This is a genomic window from Streptomyces sp. MS191 (genome assembly GCF_008042125.1).
In the GTDB taxonomy this organism is placed as follows: Bacteria; Actinomycetota; Actinomycetes; order Streptomycetales; family Streptomycetaceae; genus Streptomyces.
In genome coordinates this window covers 1,702,646-1,721,382 of record NZ_RDBI01000040.1, presented here as the reverse complement: position 1 = coordinate 1,721,382, position 18,737 = coordinate 1,702,646, and the positions used below count along the sequence as shown (strand labels likewise).

General features: G+C 70.4%; 19 protein-coding genes, 1 pseudogene and 1 riboswitch. Of the genes and pseudogenes, 15 read left to right on the top strand and 5 right to left on the bottom strand.

Features of this window, described 5'->3' with window-relative positions; translation table 11 throughout:
• Positions 1-492 precede the first annotated feature (492 nt).
• Together EAO71_RS14895 and EAO71_RS14890 are read left to right on the top strand one after the other, a co-directional pair.
• Entirely contained in the window at positions 493-2,922 is a 2,430-nt protein-coding gene (locus EAO71_RS14895) for an immune inhibitor A domain-containing protein (RefSeq protein ID WP_147978172.1), read from the top strand.
• Positions 2,923-3,044: 122 nt separating this feature from the next.
• Entirely contained in the window at positions 3,045-3,350 is a 306-nt protein-coding gene (locus tag EAO71_RS14890; RefSeq protein WP_147978171.1) for a hypothetical protein, read from the top strand.
• 67 nt (positions 3,351-3,417) lie between these two features.
• On the opposite strand, the gene EAO71_RS14885 is transcribed toward EAO71_RS14890, so the two are convergent.
• The gene (locus EAO71_RS14885; RefSeq protein WP_147978170.1) at positions 3,418-4,014 is read right to left on the bottom strand and encodes an isochorismatase family protein; all 597 of its coding nucleotides are present in this window, start codon (positions 4,012-4,014) and stop codon (positions 3,418-3,420) included.
• Positions 4,015-4,032: 18 nt separating this feature from the next.
• On the opposite strand from EAO71_RS14885, the pseudogene EAO71_RS14880 reads away from it, so the two are divergent.
• A pseudogene (locus tag EAO71_RS14880) lies at positions 4,033-4,239 on the top strand (nicotinate phosphoribosyltransferase); the annotation flags it as partial.
• 266 nt (positions 4,240-4,505) lie between these two features.
• Here EAO71_RS14880 and EAO71_RS14875 read toward each other — a convergent pair.
• Positions 4,506-5,834: a nicotinate phosphoribosyltransferase gene (locus EAO71_RS14875; protein WP_147978169.1), complete on the bottom strand. Its 1,329-nt coding sequence runs from the start codon at positions 5,832-5,834 to the stop codon at positions 4,506-4,508.
• A gap of 102 nt (positions 5,835-5,936) precedes the next feature.
• On the opposite strand from EAO71_RS14875, the gene clpS reads away from it, so the two are divergent.
• The 10 genes from clpS to EAO71_RS14825 all read left to right on the top strand — a co-directional run bounded on the left by clpS (position 5,937) and on the right by EAO71_RS14825 (position 13,835).
• Entirely contained in the window at positions 5,937-6,242 is a 306-nt protein-coding gene (gene clpS / locus EAO71_RS14870; RefSeq protein WP_147978168.1) for an ATP-dependent Clp protease adapter ClpS, read from the top strand.
• Positions 6,242-6,820 (top strand): DUF2017 domain-containing protein, encoded by a 579-nt coding sequence (locus tag EAO71_RS14865; RefSeq protein ID WP_147978167.1) that lies wholly within the window; start codon positions 6,242-6,244, stop codon positions 6,818-6,820. Before clpS ends, EAO71_RS14865 begins: the two co-directional genes overlap by 1 nt.
• Before the next feature lie 435 nt (positions 6,821-7,255).
• Complete coding sequence (locus EAO71_RS14860; protein ID WP_147978166.1) at positions 7,256-8,692, top strand: amino acid permease; 1,437 nt, start codon at positions 7,256-7,258, stop codon at positions 8,690-8,692.
• Positions 8,693-8,769: 77 nt separating this feature from the next.
• On the top strand, positions 8,770-9,210 hold the full coding sequence (locus EAO71_RS14855; protein WP_147978165.1) for a M67 family metallopeptidase: 441 nt from the start codon (positions 8,770-8,772) through the stop codon (positions 9,208-9,210).
• 37 nt (positions 9,211-9,247) lie between these two features.
• Positions 9,248-9,367: riboswitch (cobalamin riboswitch) on the top strand.
• Between the two features lie 39 nt (positions 9,368-9,406).
• Positions 9,407-10,378 carry an ABC transporter substrate-binding protein gene (locus tag EAO71_RS14850; RefSeq protein ID WP_187282677.1) on the top strand — a complete coding sequence of 324 codons (972 nt, stop codon included), beginning with the start codon at positions 9,407-9,409 and terminating at the stop codon, positions 10,376-10,378.
• A gap of 50 nt (positions 10,379-10,428) precedes the next feature.
• Entirely contained in the window at positions 10,429-11,484 is a 1,056-nt protein-coding gene (locus tag EAO71_RS14845; RefSeq protein WP_147979303.1) for a FecCD family ABC transporter permease, read from the top strand.
• Entirely contained in the window at positions 11,481-12,263 is a 783-nt protein-coding gene (locus EAO71_RS14840) for an ABC transporter ATP-binding protein (RefSeq protein ID WP_147978164.1), read from the top strand. Before EAO71_RS14845 ends, EAO71_RS14840 begins: the two co-directional genes overlap by 4 nt.
• 60 nt (positions 12,264-12,323) lie before the next feature.
• Positions 12,324-12,497 carry a putative leader peptide gene (locus EAO71_RS39655; protein WP_315986594.1) on the top strand — a complete coding sequence of 58 codons (174 nt, stop codon included), beginning with the start codon at positions 12,324-12,326 and terminating at the stop codon, positions 12,495-12,497.
• Between the two features lie 103 nt (positions 12,498-12,600).
• Positions 12,601-12,879, top strand: coding sequence for a MoaD/ThiS family protein (locus EAO71_RS14830; RefSeq protein ID WP_147978162.1), 279 nt, complete (start codon positions 12,601-12,603; stop codon positions 12,877-12,879).
• A gap of 5 nt (positions 12,880-12,884) precedes the next feature.
• Positions 12,885-13,835: a PLP-dependent cysteine synthase family protein gene (locus tag EAO71_RS14825; RefSeq protein WP_147978161.1), complete on the top strand. Its 951-nt coding sequence runs from the start codon at positions 12,885-12,887 to the stop codon at positions 13,833-13,835.
• A gap of 19 nt (positions 13,836-13,854) precedes the next feature.
• Here EAO71_RS14825 and EAO71_RS14820 read toward each other — a convergent pair whose 3' ends face one another.
• Positions 13,855-14,325 (bottom strand): type II toxin-antitoxin system PemK/MazF family toxin, encoded by a 471-nt coding sequence (locus EAO71_RS14820; protein ID WP_147978160.1) that lies wholly within the window; start codon positions 14,323-14,325, stop codon positions 13,855-13,857.
• A 212-nt stretch (positions 14,326-14,537) separates the two neighbouring features.
• On the opposite strand from EAO71_RS14820, the gene EAO71_RS14815 reads away from it, so the two are divergent.
• Positions 14,538-15,290, top strand: coding sequence for an MBL fold metallo-hydrolase (locus EAO71_RS14815; RefSeq protein WP_147978159.1), 753 nt, complete (start codon positions 14,538-14,540; stop codon positions 15,288-15,290).
• A 156-nt stretch (positions 15,291-15,446) separates the two neighbouring features.
• Here EAO71_RS14815 and EAO71_RS14810 read toward each other — a convergent pair whose 3' ends face one another.
• A complete protein-coding gene (locus tag EAO71_RS14810) occupies positions 15,447-16,712 on the bottom strand; it encodes a PTS transporter subunit EIIC (RefSeq protein WP_147978158.1) in 1,266 nt (421 codons plus the stop codon).
• Positions 16,713-16,990: 278 nt separating this feature from the next.
• Positions 16,991-18,298: a PTS transporter subunit EIIC gene (locus EAO71_RS14805; RefSeq protein ID WP_147978157.1), complete on the bottom strand. Its 1,308-nt coding sequence runs from the start codon at positions 18,296-18,298 to the stop codon at positions 16,991-16,993.
• A gap of 235 nt (positions 18,299-18,533) precedes the next feature.
• On the opposite strand from EAO71_RS14805, the gene EAO71_RS14800 reads away from it, so the two are divergent.
• A partial coding sequence (locus EAO71_RS14800) for a glucose PTS transporter subunit EIIB (RefSeq protein ID WP_147979302.1) occupies positions 18,534-18,737 on the top strand: 204 nt, incomplete at its 3' end.

The following is an 18,737-nucleotide window of genomic DNA, read 5'->3' as shown; positions in this document are numbered from 1 at the left end:
CAGCAGGAGCAGCGCGGCGGTCGAGAAGACGACGGTGGCCGAACCGTAGGCGAGCTGTGCGGTGTTCGGACGCGGCATGACGGGTACCGTCCCTCGAGGCATCGGGTGCGTCGGTTGCATCGGTGGTGGATCGCTCTCCCGGGCCACCGCAGGGCGGTGCCCTCGGTCGAGCGACTCTACGACGGTGGATGCCCGAGAGGAACCGTTGGTAAGCGTGACCTAACCCACGGTGCCGGTGCACGGGGGGCGCACGGATTCACCGAATCCGCCAACCGGCCGCCGGGGTGCGCCGGTTGCCTGTTCGGATGACGTTCGGATGGCGTTCGGTATCCGGAAAGGCGCTCCTGCATAGTGCAGTTGGCCTGTTCAAGTCAAGATCTGTCTTTTCTCTCTTAACTCCGGTCGAATGTCGTCACTTGTGACGCGCGACCCCGCCCGCGGACACCCCACCTCAGGTCTGCGGACATCGGGCGCCGGGGAGGACAACATCAAGTGACCAACAGACGACGGGCGATCAGAGCGTCCGCAGTCGTCGTGGCGCTCGCGGCTACCGCCGCCACCGCCTCGACCTTCACGACCGCCTGGGCGGGCAGCAACACCCAGGCGAACCCTGCCGACGTGCGGCAGGACCCGGCACCGGGCAACGGTGCGGACAAGACCAAGGTCGACCACGACCTCGACGGTCCGTTCAGCAAGCAGCAGGAGGCGCAGCGCAAGGCCGCCCTCGAGCAGGTGCTGAGCGGCGAGTCCAAGGTCGAGCGCCGCGGCGGTTCCCAGGTCGTCAAGCTCGACAGCAAGAAGTACGTCGAGCTGGGCCGCGAGAAGACCGACAAGATCTTCACGATCCTGGTCGAGTTCGGCGACAAGGTCGACACCAGCACGCTGGTGAACCGCGCCGACGACGACACGGACGAGCTGAAGCCGAAGTTCGGCGGCACGCCCGGCCCCCTGCACAACCAGATAGCCGCGCCGGACCGTGCGAACGACAACTCCACGGCCTGGCAGAAGGACTACAACCAGAAGCACTTCCAGGACCTGTACTTCGGCACCGGCAAGGACGCCAAGGGACAGCCCAAGCAGTCGCTGAAGACCTACTACGAGAAGACCTCGTCCGGCCGGTACTCGGTCGACGGCGGCGTCTCCGACTGGGTCAAGGTCGAGTACAACGAGGCCCGCTACGGCTCGAACTACTGCGGCCAGAGCAACTGCGCCAACGTCTGGGACGCCGTCCGCGACGGTGTCACGGCGTGGACCGCGGACCAGAAGGCCAAGGGCCGTACCGACGCCCAGATCAAGGCCGACCTGGCGCAGTACGACCAGTGGGACCGGTACGACTTCGACGCCGACGGCAACTTCAACGAGTCCGACGGCTACATCGACCACTTCCAGATCGTCCACGCGGGCGAGGACGAGTCGGCGGGCGGCGGCGTCCAGGCGACCGACGCCCTGTGGGCCCACCGCTGGTACGCCTACGGCACCAACGCGGGCAAGACCGGTCCGGCGAACAACAAGGCCGGCGGTACCCAGATCGGTGACACCGGCATCTGGGTCGGCGACTACACGATGCAGCCCGAGAACGGCGGCCTCGGCGTCTTCGCCCACGAGTACGGTCACGACCTCGGTCTGCCGGACCACTACGACACCGCGGGCGGCGAGAACTCCACGGGCTTCTGGACGCTGATGTCGTCCGGTTCGTGGCTCGGCACCGGCAAGGACGCGATCGGCGACCTGCCCGGCGACATGAACGCCTGGGACAAGCTGCAGCTCGGCTGGCTCAACTACACCAAGGTGAGCAACACCCAGCGCGGCAAGAAGAGCACCCACACCCTGGGCGTCTCCGAGTACAACACCAAGAACCCGCAGGCGCTCGTCGTCGAGCTGCCGAAGAAGCAGGTCACCACCGAGGTCGTGCAGCCCGCCGAGGGCGCCACGCAGTGGTGGAGTAACATGGGTGACGACCTCAAGAACACCCTGACCCGCTCCGTCGACCTGACCGGCAAGACCTCGGCCTCCCTGGCGCTCCAGGGCTGGTACGACATCGAGCTGGACTACGACTACCTCTACACCGAGGTGTCGACGGACGGCGGCGCCAACTGGACGGCCCTCGACGGCACCGCCGACGGCAAGGCCATCCCGCGTGACGCGAGCGGCGCCCCGGCGCTGACCGACGTCTCGGGTGCGCACAAGAGCCTCGTCTACTCGCTGGACGCCTACGCGGGCAAGAAGTTCGACCTCCGCTTCCGCTACCAGACGGACGGCGGCGCGGGCGGCAAGGGCTTCACGGCCGACGCCATCACCCTCACCGCCGACGGTGCCCCGGTCTTCAGCGACAACGCCGAGAGCGGCGACAACGGCTGGGTGGCCAAGGGCTTCTCGCGCGTCGGCAAGGGCTTCACGAAGGAGTACGAGCAGTACTACCTCGCGGAGAACCGCCAGTACGTCTCCTACGACGCGACCCTCAAGGTCGGCCCGTACAACTTCGGTTTCACGGGTGACAAGTCGAGCTGGGTCGAGCACTACCCGTACCAGAACGGCCTGCTGATCTGGCTGTGGGACACCTCGCAGAAGGACAACAACACCTCGGTCCACCCGGGCCAGGGTCTCGTCCTTCCGATCGACGCCCACCCGACGCCGCTGAAGTGGACGGACGGCACCCTGCTGCGCAACCGCGTCCAGGCGTACGACTCCACCTTCGGCTTCGCCCGGACCGACGGCATCACGCTGCACAAGGCCGACGTCGCGGTGAACATCAAGTCGCAGGCCGGTAACCCGGTCTTCGACGACCGCAAGGGCACGTACTGGTACAAGGAGACCGAGCGGGCCGGTGTCCAGGTAACTGACACCAACACCAAGATCGCGGTCGTCAAGGAGCCGAAGAACGGCCAGACGATCACCGTCCAGGTGGGTCCCTCGACGAAGTAGTTCGTATCGTCGCAGGTCAGAGCATGATCGGCCGTCGCCCTCTAGCGGGCGGCGGCCGATCGTGTTTAGGTGCGTCAGACGGATTTCTTATTGACAGTGGCTCACGGGGGAGTGGTCTCGGCATGCCCGGTGGAGGGTTCTGCAAGTTGCCAGGCGGTAGCGTCGTCGTCGCGATAGGGCTGCCCAGCCCGGCCGGCGACGGTGCCATGGTCCGCTTCCTGGTCCACGCGTCGAACCGGTCCCGCGCCCTGACCAGGCTGCGGAACCTGGGGCTGCGCGCGGTGTACCTCCGGGGCAACGCCGAGCCGCCGACCCCGGACGAGATCACGGCGGTGCTGCACCACCCGGACGGCCTGCTCTGGAGATCCACCCCGGGCACGGCCCAGGAGCTGTGGCACCCGGTACGGTCCCTGCCGACCGCGAGCTGAGGGCCGTCCCGGACGTTCCCGCCCCGCCGGCGGAGCCCCGGCACGCCGGAGCGCCGGACGCCGTCGGTCAGACCGTCGGCGTCCCGGTCAGCTCGACCCCGGCGGCGCGCAGCTCGCCCAGCGCCTTCTCGGTCGTCTCCTTGGCCACCCCCGCGGTCAGGTCCAGCAGGACCTGCACCCGGAACCCCTCGCGCGCCGCGTCCAGCGCCGTGGCCCGCACACAGTGGTCGGTGGCGATCCCGACCACGTCGACCTCGCTCACCTCCCGCTCCCGCAGCCACTGCGCCAGCGTCATGCCGTTCTCGTCGCGCCCCTCGAAGCCGCTGTACGCGGCCTCGTAGGCGCCCTTGTCGAACACCGCCTCGATGGCGCCGGAGGCGACCGCCGGAGCGAAGTTCGGGTGGAAGCCGACGCCCTCCGTGCCCGCGACGCAGTGCACCGGCCAGGAGGTGACGTAGTCCGGCTCCTGCCCCTCCGGGGCGAAGTGGTCGCCCGGGTCCACGTGATGGTCGCGGGTCGCCACCACGTGCTGGTACGCCGCTCCCGCCGCCTCGCCGACGAGGTCGGTGATGGCGGCGGCGACGTCCGCGCCCCCCGTCACCGCGAGGCTGCCGCCCTCGCAGAAGTCGTTCTGAACGTCCACAACGATCAATGCGCGGTGCATGGCGGGTGTCCTTAGCCGGTGGGCGGCAAGGCGTCCGTCGGCGGGCGCAAGTGGGCGGCGCGGCGGACGGACGCGGACGGGATCGCCGAGACCGAGGTCATCGGCACCGGCGCGGTCCCCCCGGAGCTCGCCGACAACCGGCTGCTGGTGGAGCTGGTCAAGGGCGGCGACGTGGTGGCCCGGGAACCGCTGGAGGCGGCCAGGTCCCGGCACATCGCGGCCCGTCCTTAGCCGGTGGGTGGGAGAGCGGTGTCGGCGGGTGGGGCGAGGGGCGGGTTCGAGCCTAGAGACTTCCCCGCCCCTTCGGGAGGGGGCGTTCCGTCGCGGCGCGCGCGGATCGCTACACGTACTCCGTCGGGAGCACCGGCTCGCCGGTCCTTAGCCGGTGGGTGGGAGAGCGGTGTCGGCGGGTGGGGCGAGGGGCGGGTTCGAGCCTAGAGACTTCCCCGCCCCTTCGGGAGGGGGCGTTCCGTCGCGGCGCGCGCGGATCGCTACACGTACTCCGTCGGGAGCACCGGCTCGCCGCGCGACAGCTGGACCGCCGACATCGGCAGTCCGGCCAGGGCCGCGATGTGCCGGGACCTGGCCGCCTCCAGCGGTTCCCGGGCCACCACGTCGCCGCCCTTGACCAGCTCCACCAGCAGCCGGTTGTCGGCGAGCTCCGGGGGGACCGCGCCGGTGCCGATGACCTCGGTCTCGGCGATCCCGTCCGCGTCCGTCCGCCGCGCCGCCCACTTGCGCCCGCCGACGGACGCCTTGCCGCCCACGGACTTCTTCGCGACGGGCGTCAGCGGCGCCTTCGGATCGGCCGACGTGGCACGGGCCACCAGCTTGTAGACCATCGAGCACGTCGGGTGCCCGCTGCCGGTGACCAGCTGGGTGCCGACGCCGTAGGCGTCGACCGGCGCGGCGGCCAGCGAGGCGATGGCGTACTCGTCCAGGTCGGAGGTCACCACGATCTTGGTGTCACGGGCCCCCAGCTCGTCGAGCTGTGCCCGCACCCGGTGCGCCACGAGGAGCAGGTCGCCGGAGTCGATCCGTACGGCCCCGAGCTCCGGCCCGGCGACCTCGACGGCGGTGCGGACGGCCTCGGCGACGTCGTAGGTGTCGACGAGCAGGGTCGTCCCCCGGCCCAGCGAGTCGACCTGGGCGCGGAAGGCGTCCCGCTCGCTGTCGTGCAGCAGGGTGAAGGCGTGCGCGGAGGTGCCGACGGTCGGGATGCCGTAGCGGAAGCCCGCCGCCAGGTCGGAGGTGGAGTCGAATCCGCCCACGTAGGCGGCCCGGGAGGAGGCGACGGCGGCCAGCTCGTGGGTCCGCCGGGCGCCCATCTCGATCAGCCGCCGGCCGCTCGCGGCCGCCGACATCCGGGAGGCCGCGGCGGCGATGGCCGAGTCGTGGTTGAGGATCGAGAGGATCACGGTCTCCAGCAGCACGCACTCGGCGAAACTGCCCTCGACCCGCAGGATCGGCGAGCCGGGGAAGTACACCTCGCCCTCGGGGTAGCCCCAGATGTCGCCGGAGAAGCGGTAGCCCGCGAGCCACTCGAGCGTGGGCTCGTCGACGATGCCCTGCTCGCGCAGGAAGCCGAGGACGGCCGGGTCGAACCGGAAGTTCTCGACGGCGTCCAGGACGCGTCCGGTGCCGGCCACCACTCCGTAGCGCCGCCCCTCGGGCAGCCGCCGGGTGAAGACCTCGAAGACGGAGCGCCGGTCGGCGGTGCCGGCCCTCAGGGCCGCCTGGAGCATGGTCAGCTCGTACTGGTCGGTGAAGAGCGCGGTCGACGGCACGTCCACCGGGAGCCCAAGGTCCGCAGCGTTCATGTCAGCGATGCTACCCCGAATACTCGTCAGAGTGACGATTTCTAGCGACGCGTCCCTGACCCGTTTGTGCGACGGGCCACGGAGAGTGGCAGCATGGGGTGAGTGAGCGTCGCGCCAATTGAGATCGAACAGACGGAATCGGCAGAAGAGACCTTCGCCGTCGTCGAGCCGGACGTCCCGTGGGTCACCCTTGTCCACAACGACCCGGTCAACCTGATGAGCTATGTGACCTACGTCTTCCAGACGTACTTCGGCTACTCCAAGGACAAGGCGCACAAGCTGATGCTCGACGTGCACCACAAGGGACGCGCGGTGGTCTCCAGCGGCACCCGCGAGGAGATGGAACGGGACGTGCAGGCGATGCACGGCTACGGACTGTGGGCGACCCTCACCCAGGACCGCGGCTGATGGCCGGCCGGTTCGAGACGCTGCCCGGCGGCGGCGCGGCCGTCGCGCTCGACGAGGTCGAGATCTCCATCCTCCGCTCCCTCGCCGTCCAGCTCATGGAGCTGATCGGACCGGGCGACGAGCCCGTCGAGGGCGAGGACCCGCTCGCCGCGCTCTTCGCCGAGGGCCCGAGCGAGCCCCCGTCCGATCCCGCCCTCAAGCGGCTCTTCCCCGACGCGTACGGCGACGCGGACGAGGAGCAGCGGGCGGCGGCGGCCGACTTCCGCCGCTACACCGAGAACGACCTGCGGGCCCGGAAGCGCGAGGACGCCCTCGCCGTCGTCCGCAGCCTGGACACGCTCACCCCGGTCGGCGAGGGCGGGGTCGTCCTCAAGCTGACCGCCGACGAGTCGCGGGCCTGGCTCGGCGCGCTCAACGACCTGCGGCTGACCATCGGGACCCGTCTCGAGGTCACCGACGAGGACGGGGGAGAGGGGCTGTACCGGCTCCCGGACTCCGACCCGCGCAAGCCGATGGTGATGGCCTACCTGTGGCTGGGCGCGCTCCAGGAGTCGCTCGTCGAGACGCTGATGTCGTAGGCGCCCTGGGGGGCCCGCCCGGCGCGGCGCGCCCCGGCGCTCCCCCGGCGGCCCGTGGCACCCCGGCGGCCCCGGCCGTCCCGTCGGCCCGAAGCCGGGTCGACGGGACGTCTCCGTCCCCCGCGTGCAACCTCTTTCGTTCGCTCAGCGGACGCTCAAATCCGGATAACGAATACGTCACCAAAGTGTTCTAGCTTGCCGTGTTGAGTCCTCTTTGCCCGCTTCTTCCTGTGGCGTGCGCCACAGTGGTGCCCGTCGGTCGACGTTTCACGCGTGATAAATCTTCACGACCGCCCGGGGACGCCACCCCTGTCCCCGGGGGCGCTTGAGCCGGCTGACCGCCGGTAGCACTCCATTCCACATCCGGGGGGATCAGGACCTGATCCGCAGTCAGACGCAGTCGGCGCGGGTCAGCATGGAGAAAGGCGCACCACCATGACCTCAGTGCAGGTCGACAAGCAGCACGACGGCACCGACGGGGCCGTGGGCGGCGGCGAGGGCTACCAGCGTGGCCTCGGCGCCCGGCAGATCCAGATGATCGCCATCGGCGGTGCCATCGGCACCGGACTCTTCCTCGGCGCGGGCAAGGCCATCTCCAAGGCCGGCCCCAGCCTGATCCTGGCCTACGCCATCGCGGGCCTGGTCATCTTCTTCATCATGCGGGCCCTGGGCGAACTGCTCATGTACCGCCCGGTGTCGGGCTCCTTCTCGGAGTACGCCCGCGAGTTCGTCGGCCCCTTCTGGGGTTACGTGACCGGCTGGACGTACTGGCTCTTCTGGGTCGTCACCGGCATCACCGAGGTCACCGCGGCCGCCAAGTACATGGCGTTCTGGACACACGGGAGTTTCCCGCAGTGGGCCTTCGCGCTGATCTTCACCGTCATCCTCTACGGCGCGAACCTGATCTCCGTGAAGCTCTTCGGTGAGCTCGAGTTCTGGTTCTCGATGGTCAAGGTCACCGCGATCGTCGGCATGATCCTCATCTGCGCCGGCATCCTCACCATCGGCTTCTCCGACGCGGCCGAGACCGCGTCCGTGGCGAACCTCTGGAACGACGGCGGCTTCTTCCCCAAGGGCCTCGGCGGCACGCTGATGACCCTGCAGATCGTGATGTTCGCCTTCCTCGCGGTCGAGCTGGTCGGCGTCACCGCCGGCGAGTCCAAGGACCCGAAGACCGTCCTGCCCAAGGCGATCAACACCGTCCCGTGGCGCATCGCCGTCTTCTACGTCGGCGCCCTGATCATGATCCTCTCGGTCGTGCCGTGGTCGGAGTTCCAGCCGGGCGTCTCCCCGTTCGTCGCCGCCTTCGAGAAGATGGGCCTGGGCATCGGCGCCGCCATCGTCAACTTCGTGGTGCTGACCGCCGCCCTGTCCTCCTGCAACTCGGGCATGTACTCCACCGGCCGGATGCTGCGCGACCTCGCGCTGAACGGCCAGGGACCGAAGTTCCTCACCAAGCTCACCGGCAACGGCGTCCCGCTGCTCGGCACGACGGTCTCCGCCGCGCTGATGCTGGTCGGCGTGTGGATCAACTACGTGGCGCCGGGCAAGGCCTTCGACTACGTCGTCTCCTTCGCCACCATCTCCGGCATGTGGGCCTGGATCATGATCCTGGTCTGCCAGATCCGCTACCGCGCCAAGGCGAACCGCGGCGAGCTGCCCGAGTCCGGCTTCAAGGCCCCGGGCGCCCCGTTCACCAGCTGGTTCGCGCTCGCCTTCATCGGCATGGTCATCGTCATGATGGGAATCGACCCCGACTCCCGCGTCGCGCTGTGGCCCGGAGCGCCGGTGTGGGCCCTGATCATGGGCGTCTCGTACCTCGTGCTGAAGGCCCGCAACCCGCAGGGCGCGGCCTTCGTCAAGCGCTCCTGATCTCCGCCGTCTCGGCATTCGGGCCGTCGCGTACCACTCCTCGGTACGCGGCGGCCCGCCCGCTTATCCTGTCGACCATGCTGACCATCACCCGGGCCCTGTACGACCAGATCGTGGAACACTCCCGCGCGGACCACCCCGACGAGGCCTGCGGCGTGGTCGCGGGCCCGGCCGGCACCGGCCGCCCCGAGCGCTTCATCCCGATGCTGAACGCCGCGCGCTCGCCCACCTTCTACGAGTTCGACTCGGCCGACCTGCTGAAGCTGTACCGCGAGATGGACGACCGGGACGAGGAGCCCGTGGTCATCTACCACTCGCACACGGCGACCGAGGCCTACCCGTCCCGCACCGACATCTCCTACGCGAACGAGCCCGCCGCCCACTACGTGCTGGTCTCCACCGCGGACACGGACGACGCCGGCCCCTTCCAGTTCCGCTCCTTCACCATCGTCGAAGGCGTCGTCACCGAGGAAGAGGTCCAGGTCGTCGAGGCCTACGCGCAGACCCCCGGAGCCTGAAGCGCCTCCGCACGCCGACGACGTGATGAGAGACTGACCGGACATCAGGGCGGCAGGACCCAGGAAGCCGGTGCGAATCCGGCACGGTCCCGCCACTGTGACCGGCTCCCGCCCCGGGAGCCGGAAGCCAGGAACTGACCTGCCGCCTTCTCACCACCGACCGGGGACGTGGAAATCCCCGTCAGGAGGCACGTCCGTGTTGACCCGGCGCCGTTCACCGCTGCCCGCCCTCGTCCTTCTCCCGCTGCTCGCCGCCTGCTCCGCGCCGGCCGCGCAGCCCCCGGCCGGGAAGGCCGCCCCGGGATTCCCCTACACCGTCGCCAACTGCGGCGTGCAGACCACCTACCAGGCCCCGCCGCGACGGGCCGTGACGATGAACCAGCACGTCACCGAGGTCATGCTGGCCCTCGGCCTGGAGAAGTCCCTCGTCGGCACCGCCTACCTCGACGACCGCGTCCTGCCCGCCTACAAGAAGGCGTACGACACCGTCCCGGTGCTCGCGAAGGAGTACCCGTCGAAGGAGGCGCTGCTCGCCGCCGACCCCGACTTCGTGTACGGCGGCTACGCCTCCGCCTTCGACGCCAAGGCCGGCCGCGGCCGGGACGACCTCAAGGCCGCGGGCATCGAAACCCGGCTGAACACGGAGTACTGCCCCTCCGGCACCTCCTCGCTCACCGACCTCTACCGGGAGGTCGACGAGGTCTCCCGCACCTTCGGCGTCCCCGAACGGGGCCGGGACTGGACTGCCCGGGCCCGCCGGACCGTCGCCGCCACCGAACGCCGCCTGAAGGACGTGCCCCCCGTCTCCGTCTTCGTCTACGACAGCGGCGACAAGACCGCGTTCACGGCCGGCGGCACGGGCATCGGCAACGAACTGATCACCCGCGCCGGCGGCCGCAACGTCTTCGCCGACCTCGCCAAGCCCTTCGGCGACGCGACCTGGGAGCAGGTCGTCGCCCGCCGGCCCGACGTGATCGTCATCTACGACTACGGCTCCACGACCGTCGAACAGAAGAAGAAGCGCCTGCTGGAGGACCCCGCCCTCCGCGACGTCCCGGCGATCAGGAACCAGCGCTTCGCCGTGATGCCGCTGTCGGACACGGTGCTCGGCGTCCGCGTCCCCGCCGCCGTCGACAAGCTCGCCGCCCAGCTCCACCCGGCCCGGTGACCGCGCCCCCGAAGGGGGACGTCCGGCAGCCCGCGCACCCGCCCGTCCGGGTGCGCGGGCGGGCCGCCGCACGCCCGCCCGGCGCCGCCCCCGTCCCGTACGGGCTCGTCGTCACCGGCCTCCTCGCCGCCCTCGCGTGCGCCGTCGTCGCCGGAGTCGCGCTCGGATCCGTGACGATCCCCGTCGCCGAGGTCACCCGCATCCTCACCGGCAACGCCGCACCCTCCCCGTTCCGCACCATCGTCCTCGACGTCCGGCTGCCCCGCGTCCTGCTCGGCGCGGTCGTCGGCGCCGGCCTCGCCGTCGTCGGCACCGTCCTGCAGGCCCTGGTCCGCAACCGCCTCGCCGACCCCTTCCTCCTCGGGATCTCCTCCGGGGCGTCCACCGGCGCCGTCCTCGTCCTGGTCCTCGGCATCGGCGGCGGCGCCGGCATCACCTCGACGCTCGCCCTGCCCGCCGGCGCCTTCGCCGGCGCCCTGCTCGCCCTGGTCCTCGTCTACGCCCTGGCCCGCCGCGGCTCCACCATGACCGGAGCCCGGCTCGTCCTCGCCGGCGTCGCCGTCTCCTACATCCTGTCCGCGCTGACCACCCTCCTCCTGGTGCTCGCCGGACGCCCCGAGCACTTCCAGGAGGCGATGTTCTGGTCCCTCGGCGGCCTCGGCAGCGCCCGCTGGGACACCCTCCTGCTGCCCGCCGCCGCCCTCGCCGTCGGCGTCGGCGCGCTGCTCACCCTCGCCCGCCCGCTCGACCTGCTCCTCGTCGGCGAGGAGGGCGCGACCGTCCTCGGCCTCGACACGGCCCGCTTCCGCGCCGCCGTCTTCGTCCTGGCCTCGCTCGTCACCGCCGTCATGGTCGCCGCCAGCGGAGCCGTCGGCTTCGTCGGGCTGATGGTCCCCCACGCCGCCCGGATGGCCGTCGGCGCCCCGCACCGCCGCCTCCTCCCGGTGGCCGCGCTCGGCGGCGCGCTCGCCCTGGTCCTCGCCGACCTCGCCGCCCGGACCGTCGCCGCACCCCAGGACATCCCTGTCGGCGTCCTCACCGCCCTCACCGGCGGCCCGTTCTTCCTCTGGCTGATGCGCCGCCGCCCGGAAGGGAGCCCGCTGTGACCGAACTGCGCACCGAGGCACTGTCGTACGGGACACGGCTGCGGGCCGTCGACGTGCTCGCCCGCCCCGGCGAGACCGTCGGCCTCGTCGGCCCCAACGGCAGCGGCAAGACCACGCTCCTGCGCTGCGTCTACGGCACCCTGCGCCCCACCTCGGGCCGGGCGCTGCTCGACGGCGACGACCTGCACGCCCTCACCCCCAGGGCCCGGGCCCGCCGGATCGCCACCGTCCCGCAGGACGCCTCGACCGAGTTCGAGCTGACCGTCCGTGAACTCGTCGCCCTCGGCCGCTCCCCGCACAAGCGCTTCTGGGAGGGCGACACCGGGGACGACCTGGAGAGGGCCGACGCCGCCCTCGCCCGGGTCGGCATCGCGGACCTCGCGCAGCGCCCGTACCCCGGCCTCTCCGGCGGCGAACGCCAGCGGGCCCTGGTCGCCAGGGCCCTCGTCCAGGACCCCGCCCTGCTGGTCCTCGACGAGCCGACCAACCACCTCGACATCCGCTACCAGCTGGAAGTCCTCTCGCTCGTACGCGACTTGGGCACCACCAACCTGCTCGCCCTGCACGACCTCAACCTCGCCGCGGCCTACTGCGACCGGCTCTACGTCCTGCGGGACGGCCGGATCGTGACCCACGGCCGGCCCGCGGAGGTCCTCACCCCCGGCCTCCTCGCGGGCGTCTACGGCGTCGACGCCGCAGTCGTCCCCCACCCCGTCACCGGCACCCCGACCGTCCTCTACCTTCCGGCCGGGCACCCCGCGTCCACCAGCCGAGCATGAGATGTCCGTCATGTGAGATCACATTCCGGAACCCGGACCGGGAATCGATACGATGACCGCATGGTTTCCCATGACGTGAGCGAACAGACGCCGGGCACACGCCTGCCCGCCTCGGTCGCTGACGCTCCCTTCGCCTCCGCGTTCCTCGGAGTCTTCGGAGGCGGAGCGGCGCGACTGCACGTCGACCTGTGCCGCGTCGCCGGCGCGACCTGTACGTCCCGCGCTGCGCTCTGACCCGACGAGAACCCGGCCCGAGCGCACATCCCCGCACCACCCCCACCGCGCGGGGGCCCCAGCCGCGCGCCCACCACGCCAGTTCCCGACAGGAGCCCACGCCATGGCCATCGAGGTCCGCATCCCGACCATCCTCCGCACCTACACCGACGGCGCCAAGGCCGTCGAGGGCAGCGGTGAGACCCTCGCCGAGCTCTTCGCCGACCTGGAGTCCCGCCACACCGGGATCGAGGCCCGCATCGTGGACGGCGGCACCCTGCGCCGCTTCGTCAACGTCTACCTGAACGACGAGGACGTCCGCTTCCTGGACGGCATCGACACCAAGCTCACCGACGGCGACAACGTCACGATCCTGCCGGCCGTCGCCGGCGGCATGGTCTGATCCACATGCGTTACGACTCCCCGCTGGCGGCCGTCGGCAACACGCCGCTGGTCCGCCTGCCCCGGCTCTCGCCCTCGGACGACGTCCGCATCTGGGCGAAGCTGGAGGACCGCAACCCCACCGGCTCCGTCAAGGACCGCCCCGCGCTCCACATGATCGAGCAGGCGGAGAAGGCGGGCCGGCTCACCCCCGGCTGCACGATCCTCGAACCGACCTCGGGCAACACGGGGATCTCCCTGGCCATGGCGGCGAAGCTCAAGGGCTACAAGATCGTCTGCGTCATGCCGGAGAACACCAGCGAGGAGCGCCGCCAGCTGCTCGCCATGTGGGGCGCCGAGATCATCTCGTCCCCCGCGGCGGGCGGGTCGAACACCGCGGTACGGGTCGCCAAGGAACTCGCCGCCGAGAACCCCACCTGGGTGATGCTCTACCAGTACGGGAACCCGGACAACGCGGGCGCCCACTACGCCACCACCGGCCCCGAGATCCTCGCCGACCTGCCGTCCATCACCCACTTCGTGGCCGGCCTCGGCACCACCGGCACCCTCATGGGCGTCGGCCGCTACCTCCGCGAACACAAGCCGGACGTCAAGATCGTCGCCGCCGAGCCGCGCTACGACGACCTGGTCTACGGCCTGCGGAACCTGGACGAGGGCTTCGTGCCGGAGCTCTACGACGCCTCCGTCCTCACCACCCGCTTCTCGGTCGGCTCGGCCGACGCCGTGACCCGGACCCGGGACCTCCTCCAGCAGGAGGGCATCTTCGCCGGCGTCTCGACCGGCGCGGCCCTCCACGCGGCCATCGGCGTCGGCCGCAAGGCGCTCAAGGCCGGCGAGAGCGCCGACATCGCCTTCGTCGTCGCGGACGGCGGCTGGAAGTACCTCTCGACCGGCCTCTACACGGCGGCGACGACCGAAGAGGCCATCGAGACCGTCCAGGGCCAGCTCTGGGCCTGAGCCCCACCCGCACCCCCGGTCACGAGAGATGGCGGACCTGGTCCCAGACCACCGGGTCCGCCGTTCCCACTCTCCGGCGGAAACCGCCCACCGCGACCTGACGCAACTCGTCCGTCTCCAGGAAGCTCGGCCGCCCCCGCGCGTCACCCACCGCACCCGGCGGCAGCGCGATCACACCCGGCCGCTCGTCGTGGTACTTGCTCGTGATCTTCGCGACCAGCGCCCGGTCACCCTTCAGCGACAGCACCAGACACGGCCGGTCCTTCGAACCGGGCCCGTCCTCGTAGGGCACCTCCGCCCACCAGATCTCACCCGGGCGGGGAAGCAGACCGGGCCGACGCCCCGGCCCCCCGCCCCGGACCGGCGGTCCGCCCGGCGGCCGGCCCCGCCCACCGGGACGCCGGGCCGCGCGCCTGCGGCCGTCCGCCAGCGCCACGGCCAATCCGATCACCACGACGGCTACCAGCGCCGGCCACCAGGACATGTCCATACCGCATGACGTTACCGGCGGCCCGTCTCCCGCGCCCTGTCGCCCCAGGTCCATCCGAACCGGTGACAGCGCCCGTGAGTTCGCACACAACGGACCACTGCGGAGGAGCGACGGGCCCTCACGCACCGTACGCTCGACAGATCGCACGACCTCCCCCTCAGCGACTGTCCCGCACCCGTCCACGGACGCCCTTCCACGGAGGTTCACGCTCCATGAAGCTCACCGTCGTCGGCTGCTCCGGGTCGTTCCCGTCCGCGGAATCGGCCTGTTCGAGCTACCTCGTCGAGGCCGACGGCTTCCGGTTGCTTCTCGACATGGGCAACGGCGCCCTGGGCGAGCTGCAACGCCACATCGGTCTGTACGACCTCGACGCCATCTTCCTCAGCCACCTCCACGCCGACCACTGCATCGACATGTGCGGCTACTTCGTCGCCCGGTACTACCGCCACGAGGGCGGCCGCTGCGACGCGATCCCGGTCTTCGCCCCCGAGGGCGCCGAGCAGCGCCTGACCACCGCGTACGCCGACACCCCCTCGGACAAGGCGATGAGCGAGGTCTTCGACTTCCGGACGCTGACCTCGGGCTCCTTCGACCTCGGCCCGTTCCGGGTGCGCACGGAGAAGGTCGTCCACCCCGTCGAGGCGTTCGGCATCCGCCTGGAGCACGGGGGCCGCTCCCTCACCTACTCCGGGGACACCGGCGTCTGCGACGCGCTCCACGAACTCGCCGACGGCACGGACCTGTTCCTGTGCGAGGCCTCCTTCACCCACGGCAAGGAGGACATCCCGGCGCTCCACCTGAACGGCCGGGAGGCGGGCGCCGAGGCGGCCCGCTCCTCGGTGGGCCGGCTGGTGCTCACCCACATCCCGCCGTGGACGGACGGGCGACTGAACCTGGCGGACGCGCGGGCGGTCTTCTCCGGCCCGACGGAGCTGGCGTACCCGGGCGCGGTCTACGAGATCTGACCCGCGGCCCTCCGCGCGGGCCCCCGCACGCGGCCCGCGGGGGAGCGGCGCGTACGGCGGGCGGCGCGCACGACACGGCGAAGGCCGGGCACGACACGGCGAAGGCCCCCGGGACCAGGACGGTTCCGGGGGCCTTCGTACGAGGTCACGCCAGGCTCACGCCTTGGTGAGGTCCTCGACCTCCTCGTCGGGCTCGCGGCCCGGCGTCGGCAGGTTGAACTTGGTGATCGCGAAGCGGAAGACCACGTAGTAGACCACCGCGAAGACCAGACCGATCGGGATGATCATCCACGGCTTGGTGGCGAGGTTCCAGTTCAGGCCGTAGTCGATGAGGCCGGCGGAGAAGGTGAAGCCGGCGTGCACGCCCAGGGCCCAGGTGACGGCCATCGAGATCGCGGTCAGCACGGCGTGGATCGCGTAGAGGACCGGCGCGATGAACATGAACGAGAACTCGATCGGCTCGGTCACACCGGTGACGAACGAGGTCAGCGCGAGGGAGACCATCATGCCCATGACGGCCTTGCGGCGCTCCGGGCGGGCGGAGTGCGCGATGGCCAGGGCGGCGGCCGGGAGGCCGAACATCATGATCGGGAAGAAGCCGGACATGAACAGACCGGCGCTCGGGTCACCCGCGAAGAAGCGGTTCAGGTCGCCGTGGACGACGTCGCCGGCGGCGTTGGTGAAGTCGCCGATCTGGAACCAGGAGACGGTGTTCACGAACTGGTGCATGCCGACCGGGATCAGCGCGCGGTTGATCAGGCCGAAGAGGCCGGCACCGCCGGAGCCGAGGCCCGTCATCCACTCGCCGAAGCTGGAGATGCCGTTGCCGATGGGCTCCCAGACCAGGCCGAACAGCACACCGACGGCCGTGCCGACGAAGGCCATGATGATCGGGACGAGGCGACGGCCGTTGAAGAAGCCGAGCCAGTCGACCAGCTTGGTGCGGTGGTACCGCTGCCACAGCACCGCGGCCAGCAGACCCATGAGGATGCCGCCGAGGACACCCGGGTTGTTGAAGGTCGCCGCGACGTCGACGCCCTTGTTCTCGGTCGTGTTGACCACGGCCTCGGTCACCGGGAACGCCTTCAGCACGTTCGCGTAGACGAGGAAGCCCACCAGCGCGGCGAGCGCGGTGGAGCCGTCGGCCTTCTTGGCGAAGCCGATGGCCACGCCGATGCAGAACAGCATCGGCAGGTTGTCGAAGACCGCGCCGCCTGCGGTGGCGAACACCGAGGCGACCTTGTCCCAGCCGAGGCCGTCGGCGCCGAAGACGTCCGGCTGGCCGAGGCGGAGCAGCAGACCGGCAGCCGGCAGCACGGCGATCGGCAGCTGCAGGCTGCGACCGACCTTCTGCAGGCCCTGGAACAGGCCGGATCCGCGCTTCTTCGCGGGAGCGGCGGCCTGGGCGGTGGCCGTACTCATCAACTTCCTCCAGTAAGGCAAGGCGCCGCCAGAGGACAGTGAAAGGGGGCGACGGCGGCGTCTCGTGGAACGCGGTGTCTGGACCGCGTGGTCTACACCAATGAGTGGTGTAGACCAGTTGTAGCACGTGTGACTTAGATAAGGAACCTTCGAATTTTGTGGGCTGAGCCATAGCCGGATATGGACGACAAAAGGCCCCCGGACCATGAGGTCCGGGGGCCTGGCGCGGCTTCCCGAAAGGGGACGAAAGCCCCTGCTCCGCAGGGGAGGGCGGCGCCCTACGCCTTGGTCACGTCCTGCTCCATCTGCTCGGCCACCTCCTCCGGCTCGCGACCGGGCGTCGGCAGGTTGAACTTGGTGATCGCGAAGCGGAAGATCACGTAGTACACGGCCGCGAACGCGAGACCGATCGGAATGATCAGCCAGGGCTTCGTCGCGAGATTCCAGTTGATCACGTAGTCGATCAGACCGGCCGAGAAACTGAAGCCGTCCCTCACACCGAACGCCCAGCTCACGGCCATCGAGACGCCCGTGAGGACCGCGTGGATCGCGTACAGCGCCGGCGCCACGAAGAGGAACGAGTACTCGATCGGCTCCGTGATGCCGGTGACGAACGAGGTGAGCGCGACCGACAGCATCAGGCCGCCGACCTCCTTGCGGCGGTTCGGCCGCGCGCAGTGCGTGATCGCCAGAGCCGCCGCCGGGAGGGCGAACATCATGATCGGGAAGAAGCCCGTCAGGAACTGACCGGCGTCCGGGTCACCGGCGAGGAACATCGGGATGTCGCCGTGGACCGTCGTGCCGTCCGGCTTCGTATACGTGCCGAACTGGAACCAGATCGGCACGTTGAGGAACTGGTGCAGGCCGATCACCAACAGCGCGCGGTTCGCCAGACCGAAGATCCCCGAACCCCACGAGCCCAGGCCCACCAGCCAGTCGCTGAAGTTCTCCAGCCCGTCGCCGATCGGCGGCCACACCCACAGGCACAGCGACGCGAACGCGATCGCCACGAAGGTCATGATGATCGGCACCAGCCGGCGGCCGTTGAAGAAGCCCAGCCAGTCCACCAGCCTCACCCGGTGGTACCGCTGCCAGAACCACGCCGCGAGCAGGCCGATGACGATGCCGCCGAAGACGCCCGGATTCTGGTACGTGTAGCCGCTGAACGCCTCCTCGGGAGCGAGGCAGCCGCCGTTGATGTCCACCGTGCCCGGCGGGCACGTCTCGGGGAACTGGCGCAGCACGTTGTAGTAGACGAGGAAGCCGACCGTCGCCGCGAGCGCCGTCGAGCCGTCCGCCTTCTTGGCCATGCCGATCGCGACACCGATGCAGAACAGCAGGGGAAGGCCCAGGTTGCCGTCGAGCAGCGCGCCGCCCGCGCCCGCCATCACCTTGGCGACGTTGTCCCAGCCCAGGCCCTCGGCGCCGAAGACGTCGGGCTGGCCGAGGCGGTTGAGGATGCCGGCCGCAGGGAGCACCGCGATGGGCAGCTGCAGGCTGCGGCCCATCTTCTGGAGCCCCTGGAAGAGACTGCCCCAGAACGGCTTCCTCGCAGGTGCTGGTGCTGCGGCGCTGTCGCTGCTCATCGGCATCCTCCCTCGGCCGGAACCGGCTCGCCCCGACGGTCGTTGCACACTGGTGTAGACCAGTTGCGGTAGGCTCCCGAAGCCCGCTGCGGGCAGGGCGCCGGTGATCGTCATCATTCGACAGAAGGCGGTTACCCGCTCGCGAAGTTGGGCCAACCGTGGGTTACCGTGACAAAGCGGACCTTCGGTGCGCCGAGACTCACGTTCTCCGAACGGAACGGACAGGGAGAAACACATGGCCAGCAAGGCTGAGAAGATCGTCGCCGGCCTCGGCGGCATCGACAACATCGAAGAGGTCGAGGGCTGCATCACCCGACTGCGCACCGAGGTCATCGACCCCACCAAGGTCGACGAAGCCGCACTCAAGGCAGCCGGCGCCCACGGCGTCGTCAAGATGGGCACCGCGATCCAGGTCGTCATCGGCACCGACGCCGACCCC